The organism is Micromonospora sp. HM5-17 (assembly GCF_003762835.1).
Taxonomy (GTDB): Bacteria; Actinomycetota; Actinomycetes; order Mycobacteriales; family Micromonosporaceae; genus Plantactinospora.
The window spans coordinates 326,560-343,588 of the sequence record NZ_RJWA01000004.1 but is presented as its reverse complement, the minus strand read 5'-3'; the positions used below and the strand labels follow the sequence as shown (position 1 = coordinate 343,588).

10 protein-coding genes are annotated in these 17,029 nt (G+C 71.1%); 2 read left to right on the top strand and 8 right to left on the bottom strand.

All coding sequences use genetic code 11. The features are described 5' to 3' along the window. Nucleotides 1–86 precede the first annotated feature (86 nt). Entirely contained in the window at nucleotides 87–818 is a 732-nt protein-coding gene (locus EF879_RS14940) for an SDR family oxidoreductase (RefSeq protein WP_123558964.1), read from the top strand. Nucleotides 819–1,079: 261 nt separating this feature from the next. After that, complete coding sequence (locus EF879_RS14935) at nucleotides 1,080–3,497, top strand: hypothetical protein (RefSeq protein ID WP_123558962.1); 2,418 nt, start codon at nucleotides 1,080–1,082, stop codon at nucleotides 3,495–3,497. Between the two features lie 241 nt (nucleotides 3,498–3,738). Here EF879_RS14935 and EF879_RS14930 read toward each other — a convergent pair whose 3' ends face one another. From EF879_RS14930 to EF879_RS14895, 8 genes are read right to left on the bottom strand one after another with little or no spacing between them, the layout of a single operon-like run. Next, the gene (locus tag EF879_RS14930) at nucleotides 3,739–5,235 is read right to left on the bottom strand and encodes a serine/threonine-protein kinase (protein WP_148086446.1); all 1,497 of its coding nucleotides are present in this window, start codon (nucleotides 5,233–5,235) and stop codon (nucleotides 3,739–3,741) included. A gap of 34 nt (nucleotides 5,236–5,269) precedes the next feature. After that, nucleotides 5,270–7,291, bottom strand: a complete 2,022-nt coding sequence (locus tag EF879_RS14925) for an N-6 DNA methylase (protein ID WP_199736431.1) — start codon at nucleotides 7,289–7,291, stop codon at nucleotides 5,270–5,272. Between the two features lie 10 nt (nucleotides 7,292–7,301). Beyond that, nucleotides 7,302–8,075: a DISARM system phospholipase D-like protein DrmC gene (drmC, locus tag EF879_RS14920; protein WP_123558956.1), complete on the bottom strand. Its 774-nt coding sequence runs from the start codon at nucleotides 8,073–8,075 to the stop codon at nucleotides 7,302–7,304. Continuing rightward, on the bottom strand, nucleotides 8,072–9,949 hold the full coding sequence (gene drmB, locus EF879_RS14915; RefSeq protein WP_123558954.1) for a DUF1998 domain-containing protein: 1,878 nt from the start codon (nucleotides 9,947–9,949) through the stop codon (nucleotides 8,072–8,074). The genes drmC and drmB overlap by 4 nt, the downstream gene beginning before the upstream one ends. Then, on the bottom strand, nucleotides 9,949–13,794 hold the full coding sequence (gene drmA / locus EF879_RS14910; RefSeq protein WP_123558952.1) for a DISARM system helicase DrmA: 3,846 nt from the start codon (nucleotides 13,792–13,794) through the stop codon (nucleotides 9,949–9,951). Before drmA ends, drmB begins: the two co-directional genes overlap by 1 nt. After that, entirely contained in the window at nucleotides 13,791–13,979 is a 189-nt protein-coding gene (locus EF879_RS14905) for a hypothetical protein (protein WP_199736430.1), read from the bottom strand. The genes drmA and EF879_RS14905 overlap by 4 nt, the downstream gene beginning before the upstream one ends. Nucleotides 13,980–14,033: 54 nt before the next feature. Further along, nucleotides 14,034–15,284 (bottom strand): type II toxin-antitoxin system HipA family toxin, encoded by a 1,251-nt coding sequence (locus EF879_RS14900; protein ID WP_123558950.1) that lies wholly within the window; start codon nucleotides 15,282–15,284, stop codon nucleotides 14,034–14,036. Continuing rightward, a complete protein-coding gene (locus EF879_RS14895; protein WP_123559252.1) occupies nucleotides 15,271–16,932 on the bottom strand; it encodes a DUF262 domain-containing protein in 1,662 nt (553 codons plus the stop codon). Before EF879_RS14895 ends, EF879_RS14900 begins: the two co-directional genes overlap by 14 nt. Between the last annotated feature and the right edge of the window lie 97 nt (nucleotides 16,933–17,029).

Sequence of the window (17,029 nt, the reverse complement as noted above, 5' to 3'; positions counted from 1 at the left end):
GTCGGACGGCGGCAGCAGTAAGATCGTTCACCGGTGGTGGCGAGATCACCACTCACCGGGGATGACGACCGGAGCCGGGAGGTGGCGTGGGGGTACTGGACGGCAAGGGGGCGATCGTCACCGGCGGGTCGCGGGGGATCGGCCGGGCGATCGTGCAGCGGTTGGTGGCCGACGGCGCCCGGGTGGTCTTCAGCTACCGGGAGGACGAGGCGGCGGCCAAACTGGTCGCCGAGCACTGCGCCGGGCGGGCCACCCCGGTCCGCGCCGACGTCGGCGTCGACGCCGACGTGGACGCGCTCTTCGCCGCGGCCGACGACCTGCTCGACGGGCTCGACATCCTGGTCAACAACGCCGCCGTGGTCCATACGGCGCCGATCGCCGAGGTCTCGGCCGAGGACTACGACCGGGTGATGGCGGTCAACACCCGGGGCGTCTTCCGGGCGCTGCAACACGCCGCCCGGCGGATGCGCGACGGCGGTCGAATCGTCACCATCTCCACCGCCAACACCGTTCTGGCCGTCCCGGGGGTCGCGGTCTACGCCGCGAGCAAGGCGGCGGTCGAACAGTTCACCAGGGTGGCGGCGCGGGAACTCGGCGGGCGGGGGATCACCGTGAACACCGTCTCGCCCGGCGCCACCGACACCGACCTGCTGCGCAGCGCCAACTCCGCCGACTCGCTCGAGCGGATCCGCGCGCTGAGTCCGCTGGGCCGACTCGGCGAACCGGCGGACGTCGCCGACGTGGTGGCCTTTCTGGTCGGCCCGGACGGCCGCTGGATGACCGGGCAGAACCTCCGCGCGGCCGGCGGCATCATCTGATCCGACCCGCCCGCGTACCCCGGTCCGTGCCACCCCACCGCCGGATCGACGCCGGCGCGGTCACCCGATGGGGCGAAACCGCCGGTCACGCGGTCCCGGAGGTGGTCTCCTGTCGGCGTTGCGACAGCGTTCCGGCGTGGCGCCGGGCAGCGTGGGGACGACCAGCCCGACCCGTTCGGGTGTTCCCGGGTGCCCGCCGACCGACCCGCCGGGCGCACGGGGCACCGGCTGCCGCGGACCCGACGATCCAGGTGGTACGTCATGCCGCTGCAGCGCCACGACACGTCGCCGGTGCCCCGCCCGTCCGGGCTGATCCCGCCGGTCGCCGACCTCGGCGGCGTCACCGAACTCCGGCTGCACGGGGTCGGCGGCACCACACCGGAGGACCTGCTCGGTGACGCGGCACCGCAGCACGTCGCCGGGGACCGCATCGCCGGCTTCTACCGAACCGCGGACGTGGCCGGCCGACACGTCGAGGCGTACTCGTGGGGCGGACTGACCTCGCGCAGCGGGTCGCGGGTGCTGTGGTTGCTGCTCTTCCCGTTCGCGCTGGCGAACGTGGCGGGCTGGATGTGCACGCCCCGAACCCACGCCGGCCGGGTCCGGTTCTGGCTGCACCGGGCGACGGTACGCTGGGCCGCCCTCGGCCTCACCCTGAACCTGCTGCTGATCGCCGCGCTGGCCGGGATGGAACTGCTCGGCTACCAGTGCGGCGGCCAGCCCGCCTGCGCCGACGACACCTGGCCGCTCGCGCTGCTGCACGCCGCACCGCTCACCGGGCATCCCGGACGGCGGATCCTGGCCGGCGCGCTGCTGCCACTCGCCCTGCTCGCCCTGCTGGCCGTCCTGGCACTGCGCAGTATCAGCCGGTACGAGGCGACCACACCCACCCCGACGCCCGACGCCACGGCGCCGGCCGGGCGGACCGAGACCGCGACCCGCCGCGGGGTGGGCCTCGCCGACCCGTGCTTCTGGGACGGCCAGCGCAGCGCCCTCGACCTCGGCTATCTGCACCTCGCGGCCGGGTTGGCCTTCGTGGCGGTGGCGCTGGCCCACACCGTCCTGGAGAGCGGGCAACAGGTCGGGGTCGGCGCCGCCACGCTCGCCGGGTGCCTCGCGCTGGCCCTCGGCGGGCTGGTCCTGCTCGGCGCGCTCGTCTTCGTCGCCGTCGAGCACCGGCCGGCGGCCGTACCGCTGACGCTGCTCGGACTCGGTGGCGCCGCCGTCGGCCTCGCCGGATGGTTCGCGGCGGTCCAGCCGGCGTACGCCCAACCGTTCGGCTACCTACCCGGGATGCAGACCGTGGCGGACGTCGTCCTCTGCGGCGTCTTCCTCGCCCTGCTGCTGGTGCTGGCCGTCACGATCACCGGCGGCTGGGTACGCGGCACCTTCCTCGCCTTCGGCCCGTTCGTGGCGCTCACCCTCGGCGTCCTGGCGCTCGACGTCGTCCTGGTCAGCGTGATGACGCGGGTCGCGGCGCTGACCGCCGAGGTCTCGACCCGGGCACACCTCCCGGCCGTGCCCAACGGCCAGGTCGAGCTGTACGTCTACCCGATCGTCGGCAAGCTCGTGCCCTACCTGACCCTGGTGCCGCTGGCCCTGGTCCTGCTCTTCGTCGCGTACGAGCTGGTCGGCTACGTGCGGGCCGGGATCGACCCGGTGGCGCTGGCCCGGGTCCGGGCCTGGTACCGCGGGCAGCGGCCCCGGCCGGAGAGCGAGCCGGGCTGGCAGCGGGACGCCCTCGACGACGACCCGCCTGTCCGGCGAACCCGGGGATGGGCGGCCCGACTGCGCCTCGACCACGGCTGGGCGGCCCGGATCGCCCGGGCCCGCCGGGTCGCCCGGATACCCCGCGACCTCGACACGCTGTGCACCGCGATCGCGGCGACCGGGGCGGTGCTGCTCGCCGTCCTCCTGGTCCGCTACCAGCTCCACGGCAAGCAGCCCTGGGGTACGCAGTGGGCGACGACGCTCGGCAGCTACCTGGCGGCCGGCGTCCCGGCCGTGGTGATCCTGGTGCTCCGGCGCGGCTGGCGGGACCTGCACAGCCGGCGTCGCATCGCCGTACTCTGGGACGTCCTGACCTTCTGGCCGCGCGCGTACCATCCGCTGGCCCCACCGTCGTACGCCGAGCGGGCCGTCCCCGAACTCCAGCGACGACTGTGGCGGCTGCGCGACAGCGGCGGCCGGGTGGTCATCGCCGCGCACAGCCAGGGCACGGTGCTGGCCGCGGCCGCCCTGCTGCAACGCGAGCACCGGCCGCCGGACGCCTCGGTGGCCCTGGTCACCTTCGGATCGCCGCTGACCACCCTGTACGGCTGGGCGTTCCCCGCGTACTTCGGCGAGTCCGTGCTGCGTCGGCTCGCCCCGACCGGCGACGACGCCGAGGCCGGGCTGTACGCCTGGCGCAACTTCCACTACCAGACCGACTACATCGGCGGCCCGGTCTTCCCGTCCGGGCACCCGGCCCGGGTCGACGTCGAACTCCCCGACCCGGCGACGAACTGGTACGTCCACGGTCAGCCCCTGCCCGCCCCGCGCCGGCACTCCGGCTACTGGGTGGACCCGGCCGTCTGGCGTACCGTCGACGACCTCGCCGAACGCCTCGCCGCGCCGGCCGACGACGCCGCGCGGGTCGCCCCGGCACCCGACGACGCCGGATCGTCCGAGAGCCCGTAGCCGTCGCCTGCGCGCCGCCCCGCCTCTCACGACCCGAACGTCTTCTTCGCGAGTTGGCGCCAGCCGGGATCGTCGGTCCGTGCCGGTCGTCCGTGCCGAGGAGCGTGCCCGCGTGCCCACCGCCCTCTTCCGGCGGAAGTACCCCATTGCAGGCGTACCAGGCCTTCTTCGCCGCCGACATGGCGTCGTGCCGGGGATCACCACGCATGCCGAGATGCTCCCGGCGCACGGTCGCGGCGGGTCACCGGTTTTCGGCGCTCGGTCGGAGCAGCCCGATCTGTCGGCGGAGTTCCACGACCCGCTCGTGGTCGTCGCCGAACTGCCCGCGTTCGTCACGCAGCAGTTCCTCCAGCTGGCGCAGCGCGAGACTGGTCTGTCCGATCAGGGCGTGGCAGGCGGCCGCCTGGCGACGGCAGTCGAAGGCCCGCTCCGGCGGAATTCCGGGCCGCTTGCCGAGGTCGGCGGCGAGGCGCTGGTAGGCGGGAGCGGCCCGCCGGTAGTCGCCACCGTTGAAAAGCACGTCGGCGAACTGCATTCGGAGACTGATCACGTCGTCGTCGAGCGGACCGAGGCTTCGGATGGCCGGCTCGATGACGTTGCCGAGGACGTCGGCCGCCTGCCGGTGCCGCGACTGCGCGACGAGTCGTCTGGCTTCGCGCCTGACCAGGTCGAGGTCGTTCCGGCTGAGCGGCATGCTGGAGTCTCGGACCACCCCACGCTCCTTCGCGCCCGAACCCTCCATCTCGGGTTCTCCGCCGGCGTCCCCTCCAGCCGGCACGACAGGTGGTGGGCCAGGGCGCGGAGGCGTCGATGCCGGCATGAGAATCCGGCTGACCACATCGGCGTACATCCGGAGCGGGCTGGGTCGGGCCGACGTCTCGACCACGCCCGGCAGCGGTCCGAGATCGGTCGCGAAGGGCAGGAGACGTTCGTAGACGGCGTCGGCGTCCGCCGGCCGCTCCTCCGGCTTCCGTCGCAGCAGGTCGCGCAACAGTTCCTCGAGCGCGGCGGGAATCTCCGCGCGGGCCGCCCGGAATGGCCGGGTCCAGCCGTCGAGTTGCTTGCGCATCACCACGTACGGGGTGGCGCCGGCAAAGAGTTGCTCGCCGGTCAGCATCTCGTAGAGGGTGCAGCCCAGGGCGTAGAGGTCGGTCCGAGCGTCGCTCTGGGCGGCCTCGATCTGTTCTGGCGCCATGTACGGCAGGGTCCCGAAACTCTCACCGGTCTGCGTGATGCGGGAGAAGTCGGGCAGGTCCAGCGCGGCCGCGAGTCCGAAGTCGAGTACCTTGACCCCACCATCGGGTTCGAGCATCAGGTTGCTCGGCTTGAGATCCCGGTGGACCAGCGACGCCCGGTGCGCGACCGAGAGCACCGCACAGGTCTGGGCCGCGATGGCGGCGGCCCAGCCGAGCGGAAGCGAGCCCTGTTCGGCGATGACGTCGGCGACACTCACGCCTCGGATTCGCTGCATGACCAGGTACGGCCGTCCCTCATGGACTCCGAAGTCATGCACCGCGGGTACGCCGGGATGGACGAGCCGGGCGGTCACCCGGGCCTCGCGGTCGAAACGCCGGATGAGATCCTCGCCCCGGACGTCGTCCCGCGGGCGGATGAACTTGACGGCCACCTCCCGGTCGAGCACGGTGTCACGGCCACCCCACACCTCGCCCATCCCGCCCTTGCCAATGGGAAACGCATCGAGCTCGTAACGATTGTTGATCACCGTTCGTCCGGACACGGCTCCTCCAGCACGCCGTCGGGCAGTCGCACGGCTAGTCGGCGGTGGATGACGGCTGGATGCTCCCGTCAGCCAAACCGTTGAAGCTCAGGCAGATCAGTGTCTCCGCGAGGGACGCCGCCGACCGGATGGTATCCGCGAACGCGACGAGTCGCCGGAAAGCCTCGCCGTACCTCCGCTGTTCCGCCAACGACAGCCGGGGAACCGGGGTGCGGCGAATGTCCGTCCTGGCCAGCAGGGACGCGCTCCGGACGCCAGCCGCCTGGTGCTGGAAAGCCCGGAAGAGTCCGGCGAGAAAATGCGGGTCCATCCGCTCCTGGTCCACGCGGAACAGCAGGAGCTGGGGCCCGAGAACGCTTCCCCCTTCGGTGACCACCCGGGCCACCGGCTCCCGCAGCGCGACCGGCACGACGACGTCTCCCGCCTCGACCGTCACCATTCCTGGGACGTTCGTGGTCCGTCCGGACGGCGGACGACCGACGAGTACGTCCTGCGCGGTGAGGAGGGGAAGCTCTCCCTCGTCGACGGTCGTCCTCAGGGGAGCCTGATGCACGGCGACGACCCCGGCCCTGACCAGCTCGCCAACCGTCGTCGAGGTGGACATCTCCGCCCGGCCGCGGACGGCCAGCTCCGGCAGCATCCCCGGCAGCGCGGCCAGGGACGAGAGCAGCTCCAGCCGTATCGGCTCGAGTTCCCCCGTCCGCGGGTCCGTGCCGACGGTGTGCAGCTGGCGGGCCGGGCTGAGGTCCACCTCGTCGTCGAGCAGGTCGATCACCCGCACCGCCCGGCTCGATGGCGCCAGCTTCCCGCCCCTGCCGTCACCGTTGGGACCGGTCGCGAGGAAGGACCGCCACGCCTCGCCGGCCACCGACAGGTCCGCAGTCGCGTCGACCAGGAGGATCCGGGACGGCGGGACGTCGGTACTTTCCGGTCGACGCAGTATCCACAGGTCCGGAGGCACCGTACCGGTGGTTCCGCCGGGCAGGCTGATCACGGCCCGGAGCGCACCGGTCCGGAGCAGGTTGCCCCGGATCCGCCGCCCGGCACGTCGATTCGCCACGCTCGCCGGCATCATCAGCAGCACCCACCCACCGGGTCTGACCCGGGCCAGGCAGTGCTGCGCCCAGGCCAGCTCCGGTTCGCCGCGCGGCGGCAGGCCGTGGGTCCAGCGGGGGTCGCTGACCAGTTCGTCGTAGCCCCAGCTGCGGTCGTTGAACGGCGGATCGCAGAGCACGACGTCGGCCAGCTCCCCGGCGAAGGCGTCGGCGCGCAGCGAGTCGCCGGCGACCACGCGTACGACGGTGTCGTGCAGCAACGTCCGGGCGGCGGCGAGTTGGGCGGAGACGAGGTCGAGTTCCTGCCCGCCGAGCCGGGCGGCCCCGGCGGCGTGCGCCGCCATCAGCAGGGTGCCGATCCCGCAGGCCGGGTCGAGCACCACCGCCCCGCGTACGTCGGCCAGCTCGACCATCAGCCCGGCGAGTGGGGCGGGGGTCACGGCGGCGTACCGCCGCGAGTGCACCTGAAGGTAGCGGTCGCACAGGAACTCGAAGAGTTCCCGGTCGCCCTGCTCCTCGGCGGCCTCGGCGACCCGCCGGACGATCCCGATCCACCGTTCGTCGAGGCGGATGGTCGACGCCCCGGGGAGATCCGGCAGGACGGGTGCCATCAGCTCGGGCAGCCGCTCGGCGACGACCTCGTCGGGTTCACCGGCCAGCCGCTTCCAGCCGTCGGGCTCGCGGCGCAGGAAGACCAGGAACGCCCCGATGGCGCCCACCAGGTTGCCGAGCGTGAGGTCGTCGACCGCGCCGCGGACCTGCTGCCAGACCCGGTCCCCGGGGAGCAGGGTGAACGGCTTACCGTGCCGGGTCAACCACGCTTCGACTTCGGCCAGGGAGTAGAGCGGGCTGGCGGAGCTGCCCCCGACCGGCTCGGGAAAGTCAGGGAACCGGCGACGCCAGTTGCTGACCGCCGCCCGGCCGACGTTGGCGAGACGGGCGATGTCGTGTGCGGCGACGGTTGCTCCGGTGTCGCCGTCCATCGTCGTCCTGCTGCGCATGGTGCTCTCCCTACCGTCCGATCCGCAGCGGGGCCAGTACGCCTCTCGCCGTCAACTCGGCGACGTGCTCGGCCGCCCGGCGCGGCGCGCTACCGCCCCGGACCAGCAGCCCGGCCTCGACGTTCCTCGCGGCCCCGGACTGGGTGAGGTTCGCGCTGGAGACCAGCAGCGTCCGCCGATCCGCCACCGCGATCTTGGCGTGCATCTTCGCGCCCGGCTCGGGCCGCTGCGCCACCGGCCAGTGCCAGAGCCGGATTCCCGGGACGGCGGCGAAGGCCGCGGCTGGCTCTGTCCCGCCCAGTGCGCTCCCCGCGCCGGCCAACGTCTCCACCACGACGGTGACCGTGACGCCCCGCTCGACCGCCGCCGCCAACGCGGTCAGCAGCGGCGGATACGGCTTCGCCGAGTACGTCATCAACAGCAGCTCGCGGACGGCCTCACCGACCAGATCGACCAGCACCTGGGCGGTGGCGCGAACCGGCACCGGATGGGTGCTCGGGCCGCTCCACACCGACTCGACCCGGACGGCGGCCGACCGCTGGGCGTGCCCGGCGGCGAGGCCGCGCAGGTAGGCGGCGGCTTCCCCTGCGGGTACGCCGTCGGCCCGCCGCGCGGCCAGCACCGGCCCGGCCACCTCGGCAAACTCCGGCACCGGCACGGCGTGCCGGACCGCCTCCTCGGGCCAGCCGCCGCCGAGCCGGTCGGCGAGTGCCCGCAGATGTTCGGGGCCGAGCCGTTCGGCGGCGGCCTCGGCCGCCGCCTGGAACGCCGGGTACCAGCTCATGGAAGCTCGGGGAAGAGCGCCAGCTCCGGATCGTCGATCGGCACCACGAAGCGCCGGTCGAGGAAGCGATTGCCCCGCTCGCAGGTGGTTTCGGAGACGAAGAGGCAGACGTGGCAGGCGGCGCCGTGCAGGAAGTCCGCCGGCTCCTGCGGCAGCCGTTCGGCGCAGAGCGGGTCGGAGGAGCAGTGCAGGGCGTCGCCGAGCGCCCGCCGGGTGATCCGGATCAGCGGCTCCTCCTCGGCCAGCGACACCAGCCCGCCGAGTGTTCCCTCGGCGTCGGGCACCGCGGTGTAGATGAGGATTCCCGCCCGGGACTCCGGGCCGTCCTTGGCGTAGATCCGTTCCGACAGACTCGCCGAACTGTAACCGCACTCCAGTGAGATGGCGCGGATCAGCAGGTGCGACAGGGTGTGCAGGGCGATGTACCGTTCCCCCGGCCAGTTCCGCATGGGGTCGAACGGGCCGGCGATCCGGTTGGAGTAGCGGTTACGCCGGAACCGTCCGTACGCCTCGCGATGCTCGATCATCGCGCTGCTCCGCTCGACCCGGCGGATCCAGCCGGTCAGCAGCTCCTCGGAAAACCGCAGGAAGATGCCCTCGCCGCGGACCTCGGTGGCCGGCACCCATTCCGGGGCCGACCGGGTCAGCGGCGCCGACTTGACCAGGTCGGGGTCGTTGGGATCGGGGGCGTCGAGCCGGGTGAAGCCGACCAGCGCCCGCACCTCGCGCAGCCGCTCGGCCTGGACCACGTCGGCGTAGATGTCCTTGAGCCGGCCCGGAACACCGTTCGGGTCGCGGCGCAGCGCCAGATCGCCGGTGGGTTCGGGAAGCTGCCCGGCGGAGAAGATCTCCCACTCCCGCTTCCGCAGGTCCGACTCCTCGTCGTCGTCCTTGATGCCGGCCCGGTGGCGTTGGATCGCCGCCCAGATCTCCGCGTCCGACCACTGCTCGAACTCCCGCATGATCGGCACCACCTTGCGGGCGAACGAGATCACGGACTCCTCGAACTGCTCCAGCGAGTCCCAGTGCCGCTCCACCCTCGCCGCCAGCTCACTGGCCCCGCTGGGCGGCACGGCCAGTGCGGAGAGGGTCTGCGCGAACCACTGGTTGGAGGCGCCGACGACCAGCACCCGCAGGTCCGCACCGCAGGGTTCGGACTCGAAGTCGCCGAGGTGCGCCCGCCGCCCCCGGCAGCGGGGCAGCTTCTCGATCCCCCGGTCCCCGAACACCTCGCGCAGGTTGCGGTTGGCCCTGCAGTTCAGGCAGAGGATCCGGACGTTGGCGCCGAGGTTGCCGCCCCGGTCTTCCATCCGCAGCCGGGGATGGCTCGCCTTGGGGCACGCGCCGCCGAGGTGCACGAACTGCGGGTACGGGAAGTCGTCCAGGTGCCCGGCGGTGCAGGCCAGGACGAACCGGGCCGCGACCGCCAGCGGCTTGCGCCGGGTCCTGGGGCACGCGGCGTGGAAGAAGCGGGCCTCGTGCGGCTTGCGGGGTTTGGCGTTCTCGAAGCCGAAGATTCTGGACTCGATCGGCGCCAGCTCGTCGCAGGCGGTACACCGCAGCCAGGACGGGAAGGGCACCACCGGCACGCCGACCCGGGCCGCCGGCCCGGTCGGGTCCTGGTCGGTGCCGCTCAGCCAGGGCGCCGGGCGCAACTGCTCGACCGATCTTCCGATGGTCCTACGGACCTTCTCCAGCAGCCGGGGTTCCTTGATCTCCTCCCGCTCCGGGATGGCGCTGTAGTCCCAGTCGTCGAGACCGCGAACCAGCACGGAGAGGTTGGGCAAATCGACCAGGGAGCCGACCCCCGCGGTGAACATCAGGTGGCTGGGCCGGACGGCGCCGACCCGTCGGAAGTGCCTGGCAGGCGGCATCAGTTCTCCCCTCCGGTCTCGACAACCTCGGCGGCGCCGTCGTCGGTTCGCTCCGCGCCGTCGGCGCGCTCCCCGTCGTCGTCCGCGGCGCCGTACGACCACGGGGGCGCGCCGTAGAGTGGCTGGAACAGCTCGGTGACGCCGGGCACCAGCAGGTTGATCTCGTTCTCGGTCTCCCGCATGGACTGGCCGACGGTGAGATCGCCCCAGGGCTGTCCCTCCGCCCGCTCCAGGAGCCCGACCAGCCGCTGCTGCCGGAACATCCCCTCGTCGTAGCCGAGCCGGGTGTTGCCGGTCTTGGCCAGGTTCCACCTGTCCTTGAGCCGGCTGAGCCGCTCGTGCAGGTAGTCCCGGCCACGCTCGCCGCCGATCACCTCGGCCCGCGCCAGCATCCGGTCGATGATCCGGCGTACCTCGGGGCCGTCCAGCGGCACGTCGTGCGCGTCGGTGTTGCGGGAGAACGCCTCCTCCGCGTTGCGCACGGCCGCGACGAACGTCGCGGTCGTGCCACGGTCCAGCGCGCGGCGGGTGTACGGGGTGACCGACAGCGCCTCCACCTGGCGGTAGAAGGTGGCGTGGTAGTACTCGAAGTCCTCGAAGTGGGCCAGGTCGCGGGGCCGGGTCCAGTTGTAGAGGGTCACCACCAGGCCGGGGCGGCGCGGGTCCCGGCCGACCCGGGACGAGGCCTGGATGTACTCGGCGGTGTTCTTCGGCTGGCCGGTGACGACCATCAGGCCGAACCGGGAGACGTCGACTCCGACCTGGAGCATCGAGGTGGCCAGCACCGCGTCCACCGGCAGCCGCCCGTCGTCGCCCCGCTTGTGGAACCGCTGCACCAGCGGGTGGTAGCTGGGCTTGGCGGTGCTACCGGACTTGGCGCGGTGCGCCTCCCGGATGTTCTCGTGGATCGCACGCCGTCGGGCGGTGGTGTCGAACTCCGGGTCGAACGGGATCTCCAGCCGCTTCAGCACGTCGCTGATGTCGGCCGACGAGATCCGGGAGGTCAGTTCCTGGATGGCCAGCATCCCGGTGGGGGTCACGATCCGGTCGGAGAGTTCGGGGCGCCGGCCGGTTCCGCGTACCCGGTTGGTGACCTGGTCGTCGAGGTAGCGGCGCATCCCGGCGAGTTCCCGGGTGGCGTTGAAGTAGCCGACCAGCGTCAGGTACGGGTCGGCCGGCTCGCCGTACCGGTCGAAGAGGGTCTGGCCGGCGACCAGCAGGATCTCGGCCAGCCGGATCTCGGCGGACTTCAGGCGTACGCCGTGGGCGCAGATGCCGAGGTAGCGCCGGCCGGGGTTGTCGGCGGTCACCGGCACCTGGGTGCTGAAGAAGGTGTCGGTGATGTCGATGACCGGGGGCGGGAACACCGCCAGTTGCCGGCCGAAGACGCCGAGCACCTGCTCCCGGGCGCGTTTGGTGGTCGCCGTCGAGGCGACGATCTTCGGCCCGGTCTCGCCGCCGGCCGGCGTCGGCCAGGTGCAGAGTTCGGCGACGGCCGCCTCGAAGAGCCCGACCGTGGTGCCGAGCGCGCCGGAGATCAGGTGCAGCTCGTCCTGGATGATCAGGTCCGGTGGGCGGAGCCGGAGCACCGGCTCGCTGCGTACCGCCGGCAGTCTGCCCTTCGCGTTGTGGGCGCCGGCGCAGCCGGTCTTGACGTCCAGGTCGTCGTGCCGGTAGCCGTGCCGGGGACAGCGCTGCCGCACCCGGCCGAAGAGGATGCCCGCGTACCCCTTCCACGGGAGCTGGGCGAGCTTGTCGACGGTGGCGATGACCAGGCTGGGGGCGTACCGGTAGATCTCCTCGTCGACGGTGAGGATCGGCAGCCCCTCGGCGGACCGGGTCTTGGCGAACGGGCAGGCGTCGGCGCCCTCGGCGCGGGGGCAGAAGAGCCGAATCCGCCGCTCGTCCTCAGCCGGTTCGAGGTGTTCGTGGCCGTGCAGCGCGGTCCCGCACCACGGGCAGCTCAGGGTCTGGAGCACGTTGGTGTGCTTGCTGTCGCCGCTCTCCCGGGCGGCGGCGATCTGCTCCGCGGCCTCGTCGTACCAGTTCGGCGAGACACCGCCACCGACCCAGAGACCGATCCGGAACGGCTCGCTCCCCCAGGTCGCCTCGTCGGCGCGGCGCAGCACCTCGGCCGCGCAGACCAGCGCGGCGGCCCGCTGGAACTGCTGCGCGGTGAGCAGCCGGAGCGTGTAGCGCATCAGCACCGCGACCCCGGCCGCACCGCTTCGGGCCCGCTCCCCGTCCCCGACGATGCCCTGGAGGCGGCGGATCGCGAAGGTGAAGGCGGTGAGCCCGAGGTACGCCTCGGTCTTGCCGCCACCGGTCGGGAAGAACAGCAGGTCGACGGTGGCGCCGGCGTCTGCCGCCCGTTCCGGGTGCGTCGGGTCGGTCAGCGGCGGCAGGTTCAGCAACACGAAGGCGAGCTGGAACGGCCGCCAGGACGCCGCCGCGGGGCCGCGCGCCTCCACCCTCGCCTCCGCCTCGGCGTACGACAGGTCGTGCTCCTCGCGGAGCCGGGCGATCTCGGTGTGCCGGCGCTGCAACGCCATCGCCCGGTTGGCGAAGCGGAACGCGGCGAGCGCGTCGACGTGCCCCGGCACGGCCGGGTCGGTGAGCAGGGCGATCCCGGCCCGAATCCGCTCCGCCACCCGCCGGGCGGTGTGTACCGCGTTTTCGGCGGCCGGGCGCAGCGGCTCGGGCAGCTCCGCGATCCGGTCCGCCTGCCGGTCGAGCCAGCCGGCGTACCCGTCGGCGAGCGGCGCCAGACCGGCCCGGAGCTGGTCGGGGTCGGCGGTGGCCAGGGCGTCCATGCCAAGCTCGACCCGGGCCAGCGGGCTGTCCGGGTCGACGGAGGCGACGGTGGCCGGCACGTCGTAGCGGGGCAGCCAGGTGGTGGTGAGCCGGTGCGCGCAGCGTTCGCCGTCGCGGACCTCCGGGTGGACGGCGACGTTGCGGCCGGAGGCGTACCGGCGCTGGGCCCGGTAGAGCAGCCGCAGGTGCGCCTCCTCCAGGTCGTCGTGCAACCGGCGTACGTCGTCCAGCGGGTCGTCGATCGGCAGGAAGACCGCGCGGTGGCCGTCGAGCGCGGTCACGGTCAGCCCGCACTGGAACAGCCAGGCGGTCTCGGCGTTGTTCTGCGGCTCGGCCTTGGTGTTGACCAACACCACCTGGACGACCCGGCGGTCGTCCCGGGGCCGGACGTCGACGGCCAGGTGCACCCCGGGCGCATCCGGGTCGGTCACGGTCAGCGGAATCCGGTACGACGGCTCGCGGTCGAGCCGCACCTCCCGGTCGTACGAGACCGGCTCGCGCGCCCAGACACGGTGCTTCTTCTCATGCTCGTCCGTGACCTCGACCGGCCGGTACTGCCCCCAGGCGGCGGTGACGGTCAGTACGTCGACGTCGGCCGGCACCGCGAAGGAGAGCCCCATGGACGAGGCCCACATCTTGCCGAGCATCTGCGGGGTGAGCACCTCCGGCGGCTCGCCGTCGCCGCCGTCGCCCTGGACCGTCTCGTCCACATCGGTCGTCTGCTCGGCCGGGCCCCGATTGCTACCCAGTCGTGGCTTCGGGCCGATCATCCCGATCAGGTAGCGCTCGCGCGGCCCCATCGAGCTGGGCGGGAACACCTCCCGCTCGCCGGCCCACGGGCCGAGCAGGTCCCGGCGGATCAGCTCCTGCAACTCGTCCCGGACCTGGTGCGAGGTGGCCGGTTCGAAGACCTGTGGCAGGTCGAGCGGGTGGGCAGACTCCGGGGTGGGGGCGTCGGCGGCGGACGGCGCCAACGCCTGCTGCTCGCCACGCGGGTGGGGAAAGAGACCGTCCTGCCCCTGCAACGTCACTGGTGTCTCCTGGGTTGAGGGATGTGTTCGGTGAGAATCACCGACGATCCGTCATCGGCACGGGCGAACGCGATCAGCTCCTCGGGCTTGAGCCGATCCGTCAGCACGGCCGAGTGGGTAGTGATCAGGAACTGGGTACGCTCGCTCGCCTCGCGCAGCCGTTCGACGATGAGCTGCTTCGCCACGTCACACCTCCATTCCCCACTCATCCGTCCGGCGTCCGCCGGCCCTGGGTGCGGCTACGTGCGCAGCAACGTGCGGTACCGGTCAGCGACGACTTGACCGATGGCGTCCCGCAGTGCCGGATTCGCCTCCAGTAGCTCGGCGGTCGCCGGCCAACTTGCCCGTACGCGGTCAGCCACCTCTACAACGCACTCCTGAAGGCAGCCGTCCTCGACGCCGAGGAGACGCTCGAGGCGGCTGAAGGTCGCCAAACTCACCCGGTCGAACCGCCGCGTCTTGCCGAACTTGAGGCCCAGGTCCTCTTGGCCTTCGATCCGGTAAACGCCGGTCGAGACGAGGTCGTACGCGGGTGCCAACGTGGGCACCCGCCGGTCACGGTAGATGAGCGACCAGTTCTTCAAATGGGCATCGCCGTTGTTGATGAGGATGTTGAATGCCATTCGGCGAGCGAACTCGCGCAACGACGGCAGATCCTTTCCACGGCGATAGATCAGGCTGGCCAGCGTTTCAAAGTTGCCACGATACTTCTCGTTCGGATAGAAGTTGCGCACCTGAGCGAAGTCCTCGATGTGCACACGTCGGCGGCCGCTGTCACGGTCGAACCGCGCCACCGCGTAAGCGAACTCCTCGTGGTTGGGCCAGACGTTGGGTGGAAGGTTCTCGAGCTGGTCACGGTGGACAAGCAAGCGCTCTGGCACCTCGATACCCACCTCGGCGGCCAGCGTCATCATGGCGAACTCGTTGCGCGGCACGTCCGCGTGGAGGCGGTCGGGCAGCTTCACGATCCAGTCGCCGCCCTCGCCATACGCGGGCAACGTCAAGCGATCATCCTTGCGCAGCATGGAGAACTTGAGCCCTACCCCAGCGAGCGAGAAACGCCAGCCGGCGGCAGGGTGGTCATCTCGGAGCATGCCTGTGTCGCCGTACGGGTCGGCCGTCGCTCGCCCCGGATGCCAGCCGTCATCCGGCGGCAGGTCCTCTCGCAGCACGCGAACCGCGCCGGGCAGGTCATGGCCGACCTGGGCCAGCAACTCCATTTCACGCTCAACGGACACGCCTCGGTCGGCGGCGATCCATTGCCTCAGTCGCCCCTCGGGCAGGAGGTTGGAAAACCATGGCGGCAGACGAAGGGCGCTCGCATGCTCCGCGGTCAGGTCATGCTCAAATACCAGTCCCAGCACCGAACGACGTGGATCGTTGAGGTACTCGTCGCTAAAAGCAAACCAGGTGTAGTCACCCCGATGGTTCAGAGTGCCGACACGCTCGTCATCGAGCCAGACACCGTATCGACTCTCAGTAGTCGGCATCGTCGCCCTCGTCTTCGTCCTCTATGAGGAGATCAAACAGGGGTGGAGTGTCTTCGAACCGCCACTCGCACATTCGCTCGAGGAAACTGTCGAGACTGGTAGCTAGCAGGTGTTGGCGCATCGTCAGCGCCTCGCCGACTTCTCCCTTGCGTAGATGCGCGACGATGTCGCCCGTCAGGGCATGCGACCGCAGCATGGCCGGCCACCACGTCATGTCCTCGGTCGGCTGACGTAGGAGCAGCCCACCGACCTCCTCCGAGTCGACGCTCAGCGCCGGCATGAGCACACGGTTGGCGGCCTCCGGCCGGTACCGCTTGGGCACCTGCCGGCTTGGGATGAGGTATCGAACCGCGTCGCGGGCAGTCGCCTGGTCACGGAGTACGTCTGCCAGGTCAGCGATTTGATACGGCTCGCCGGTTTCCGGGCTGCGAGGCTCCGCGGCCCACCACGAGCACAGGACGATTTTGGTGGCAGCCTGGTTGGTCGCGAAGCCCTGTAGCCGCGGAAGCGACGGGTTCTTCTGCTCCACCAGGTCCAGCAGCCCTTGAATCGACGCGGACAGGTCATCGGTCCGCACCTTCGTGCACAGCAGTCTGGCCGCGTCACCCGTGCCGGCCTTGAACTGCTGTGGCCCCGCAACCGCCGCCCGCCAGTACCAGCGCCGCAGCAGCCGACGATTCCGGGCGTCAAGGTCAGGGTAGTGCGCGAAAAGCCGGGCCAACGGCACGAGAAGATACCGGTAGGCCAGCATGGTGAAGTGGGGCACCGAGCATTCTTGCTGGAGGAACGTCACGGCCCGCCGTAGGGCTTCCTCGCCTGCCGCGAAAGCGGCATCCCCACCCTCGTCGTCCGGTGCGGCGAACTCATGGCGGATGTCACGCTTCACATCAGTGCCGCGGCGAGCAAGGACAGCCTGGAGGACCGTGTTGCCGTCGATAGCACCGAACCCGAGGTCGCGGTCGATATTCTCGGCTATCCGATCGATCGTGAGCTTGCCATCCTCTTCCTGCGCATTGAGCGCGCTGAAGATCTCTGCCCGGGACAGCCGTTTGCCGTAGTTGTTCATACGGTCGAAGATGTCCTGGAGCACCGTCGGATCGTCTTGGCTGACCTCGTACGCGGGCACCTGGAACTGCCGAAGTCTCCGGGTGATGGCACTGGCCTTGTCCACGTACTCCGAAATACCAGGATTTGCACTGAACCACTTCAGCAGCTCTTGGAGATTGAAGAGCACTGGCAACGGAATGACCAAAGGATCTTTGCCGGCTGGAGTGCGGACGAACGTCTCAGTACGAAGATCATAGGCAAGGGCGAACCTTCTGTCTTTTCGCCCCTCTGGATGCAACGCATTGGCCAGGCTGGTGATGCGCTGTTGACCATCGACGACCCAGAAGGCAGCGCTGTCGGCCGGTGCGTCGATCCTGAGTTCACCAAGCTGCAACCGTTGAGCCGGGGCGCTGCGGGTCCACAGCAGCAGGCTGCCGATCGGGTAGCCTTGGACGATGCTGTCGAAAAGTCGGCGCACGTCCTCCCAGCTCCACCGGAACGACCGCTGAAACCGGGGAACCCGGATCTTTCCTGCCCAGGCCATGTTGACCAGGCCCTCCACATCAAGGGTCGTGGCCCTGGACTGAGAGTCGACCGCCATCTGCTCATCCTCCGTTCCGCGACGCCGACTACCCGCCAGCACACGTGAACAAATCGGTCTGTGCCGCCAAGGGTCTCGGAGACGACGCCTTGCGACC

Coding starts and splice junctions, on each gene's coding strand:
- EF879_RS14935 (WP_123558962.1), top strand. CDS start 1,080: ATGCCGCTGCAGCGCCACGACACGTCGCCGGTGCCCCGCCCGTCCGGG.
- EF879_RS14925 (WP_199736431.1), bottom strand. CDS start 7,291: ATGCGCAGCAGGACGACGATGGACGGCGACACCGGAGCAACCGTCGCC.
- drmC (WP_123558956.1), bottom strand. CDS start 8,075: ATGAGCTGGTACCCGGCGTTCCAGGCGGCGGCCGAGGCCGCCGCCGAA.
- drmB (WP_123558954.1), bottom strand. CDS start 9,949: ATGCCGCCTGCCAGGCACTTCCGACGGGTCGGCGCCGTCCGGCCCAGC.
- EF879_RS14900 (WP_123558950.1), bottom strand. CDS start 15,284: ATGCCGACTACTGAGAGTCGATACGGTGTCTGGCTCGATGACGAGCGT.
- EF879_RS14895 (WP_123559252.1), bottom strand. CDS start 16,932: ATGGCGGTCGACTCTCAGTCCAGGGCCACGACCCTTGATGTGGAGGGC.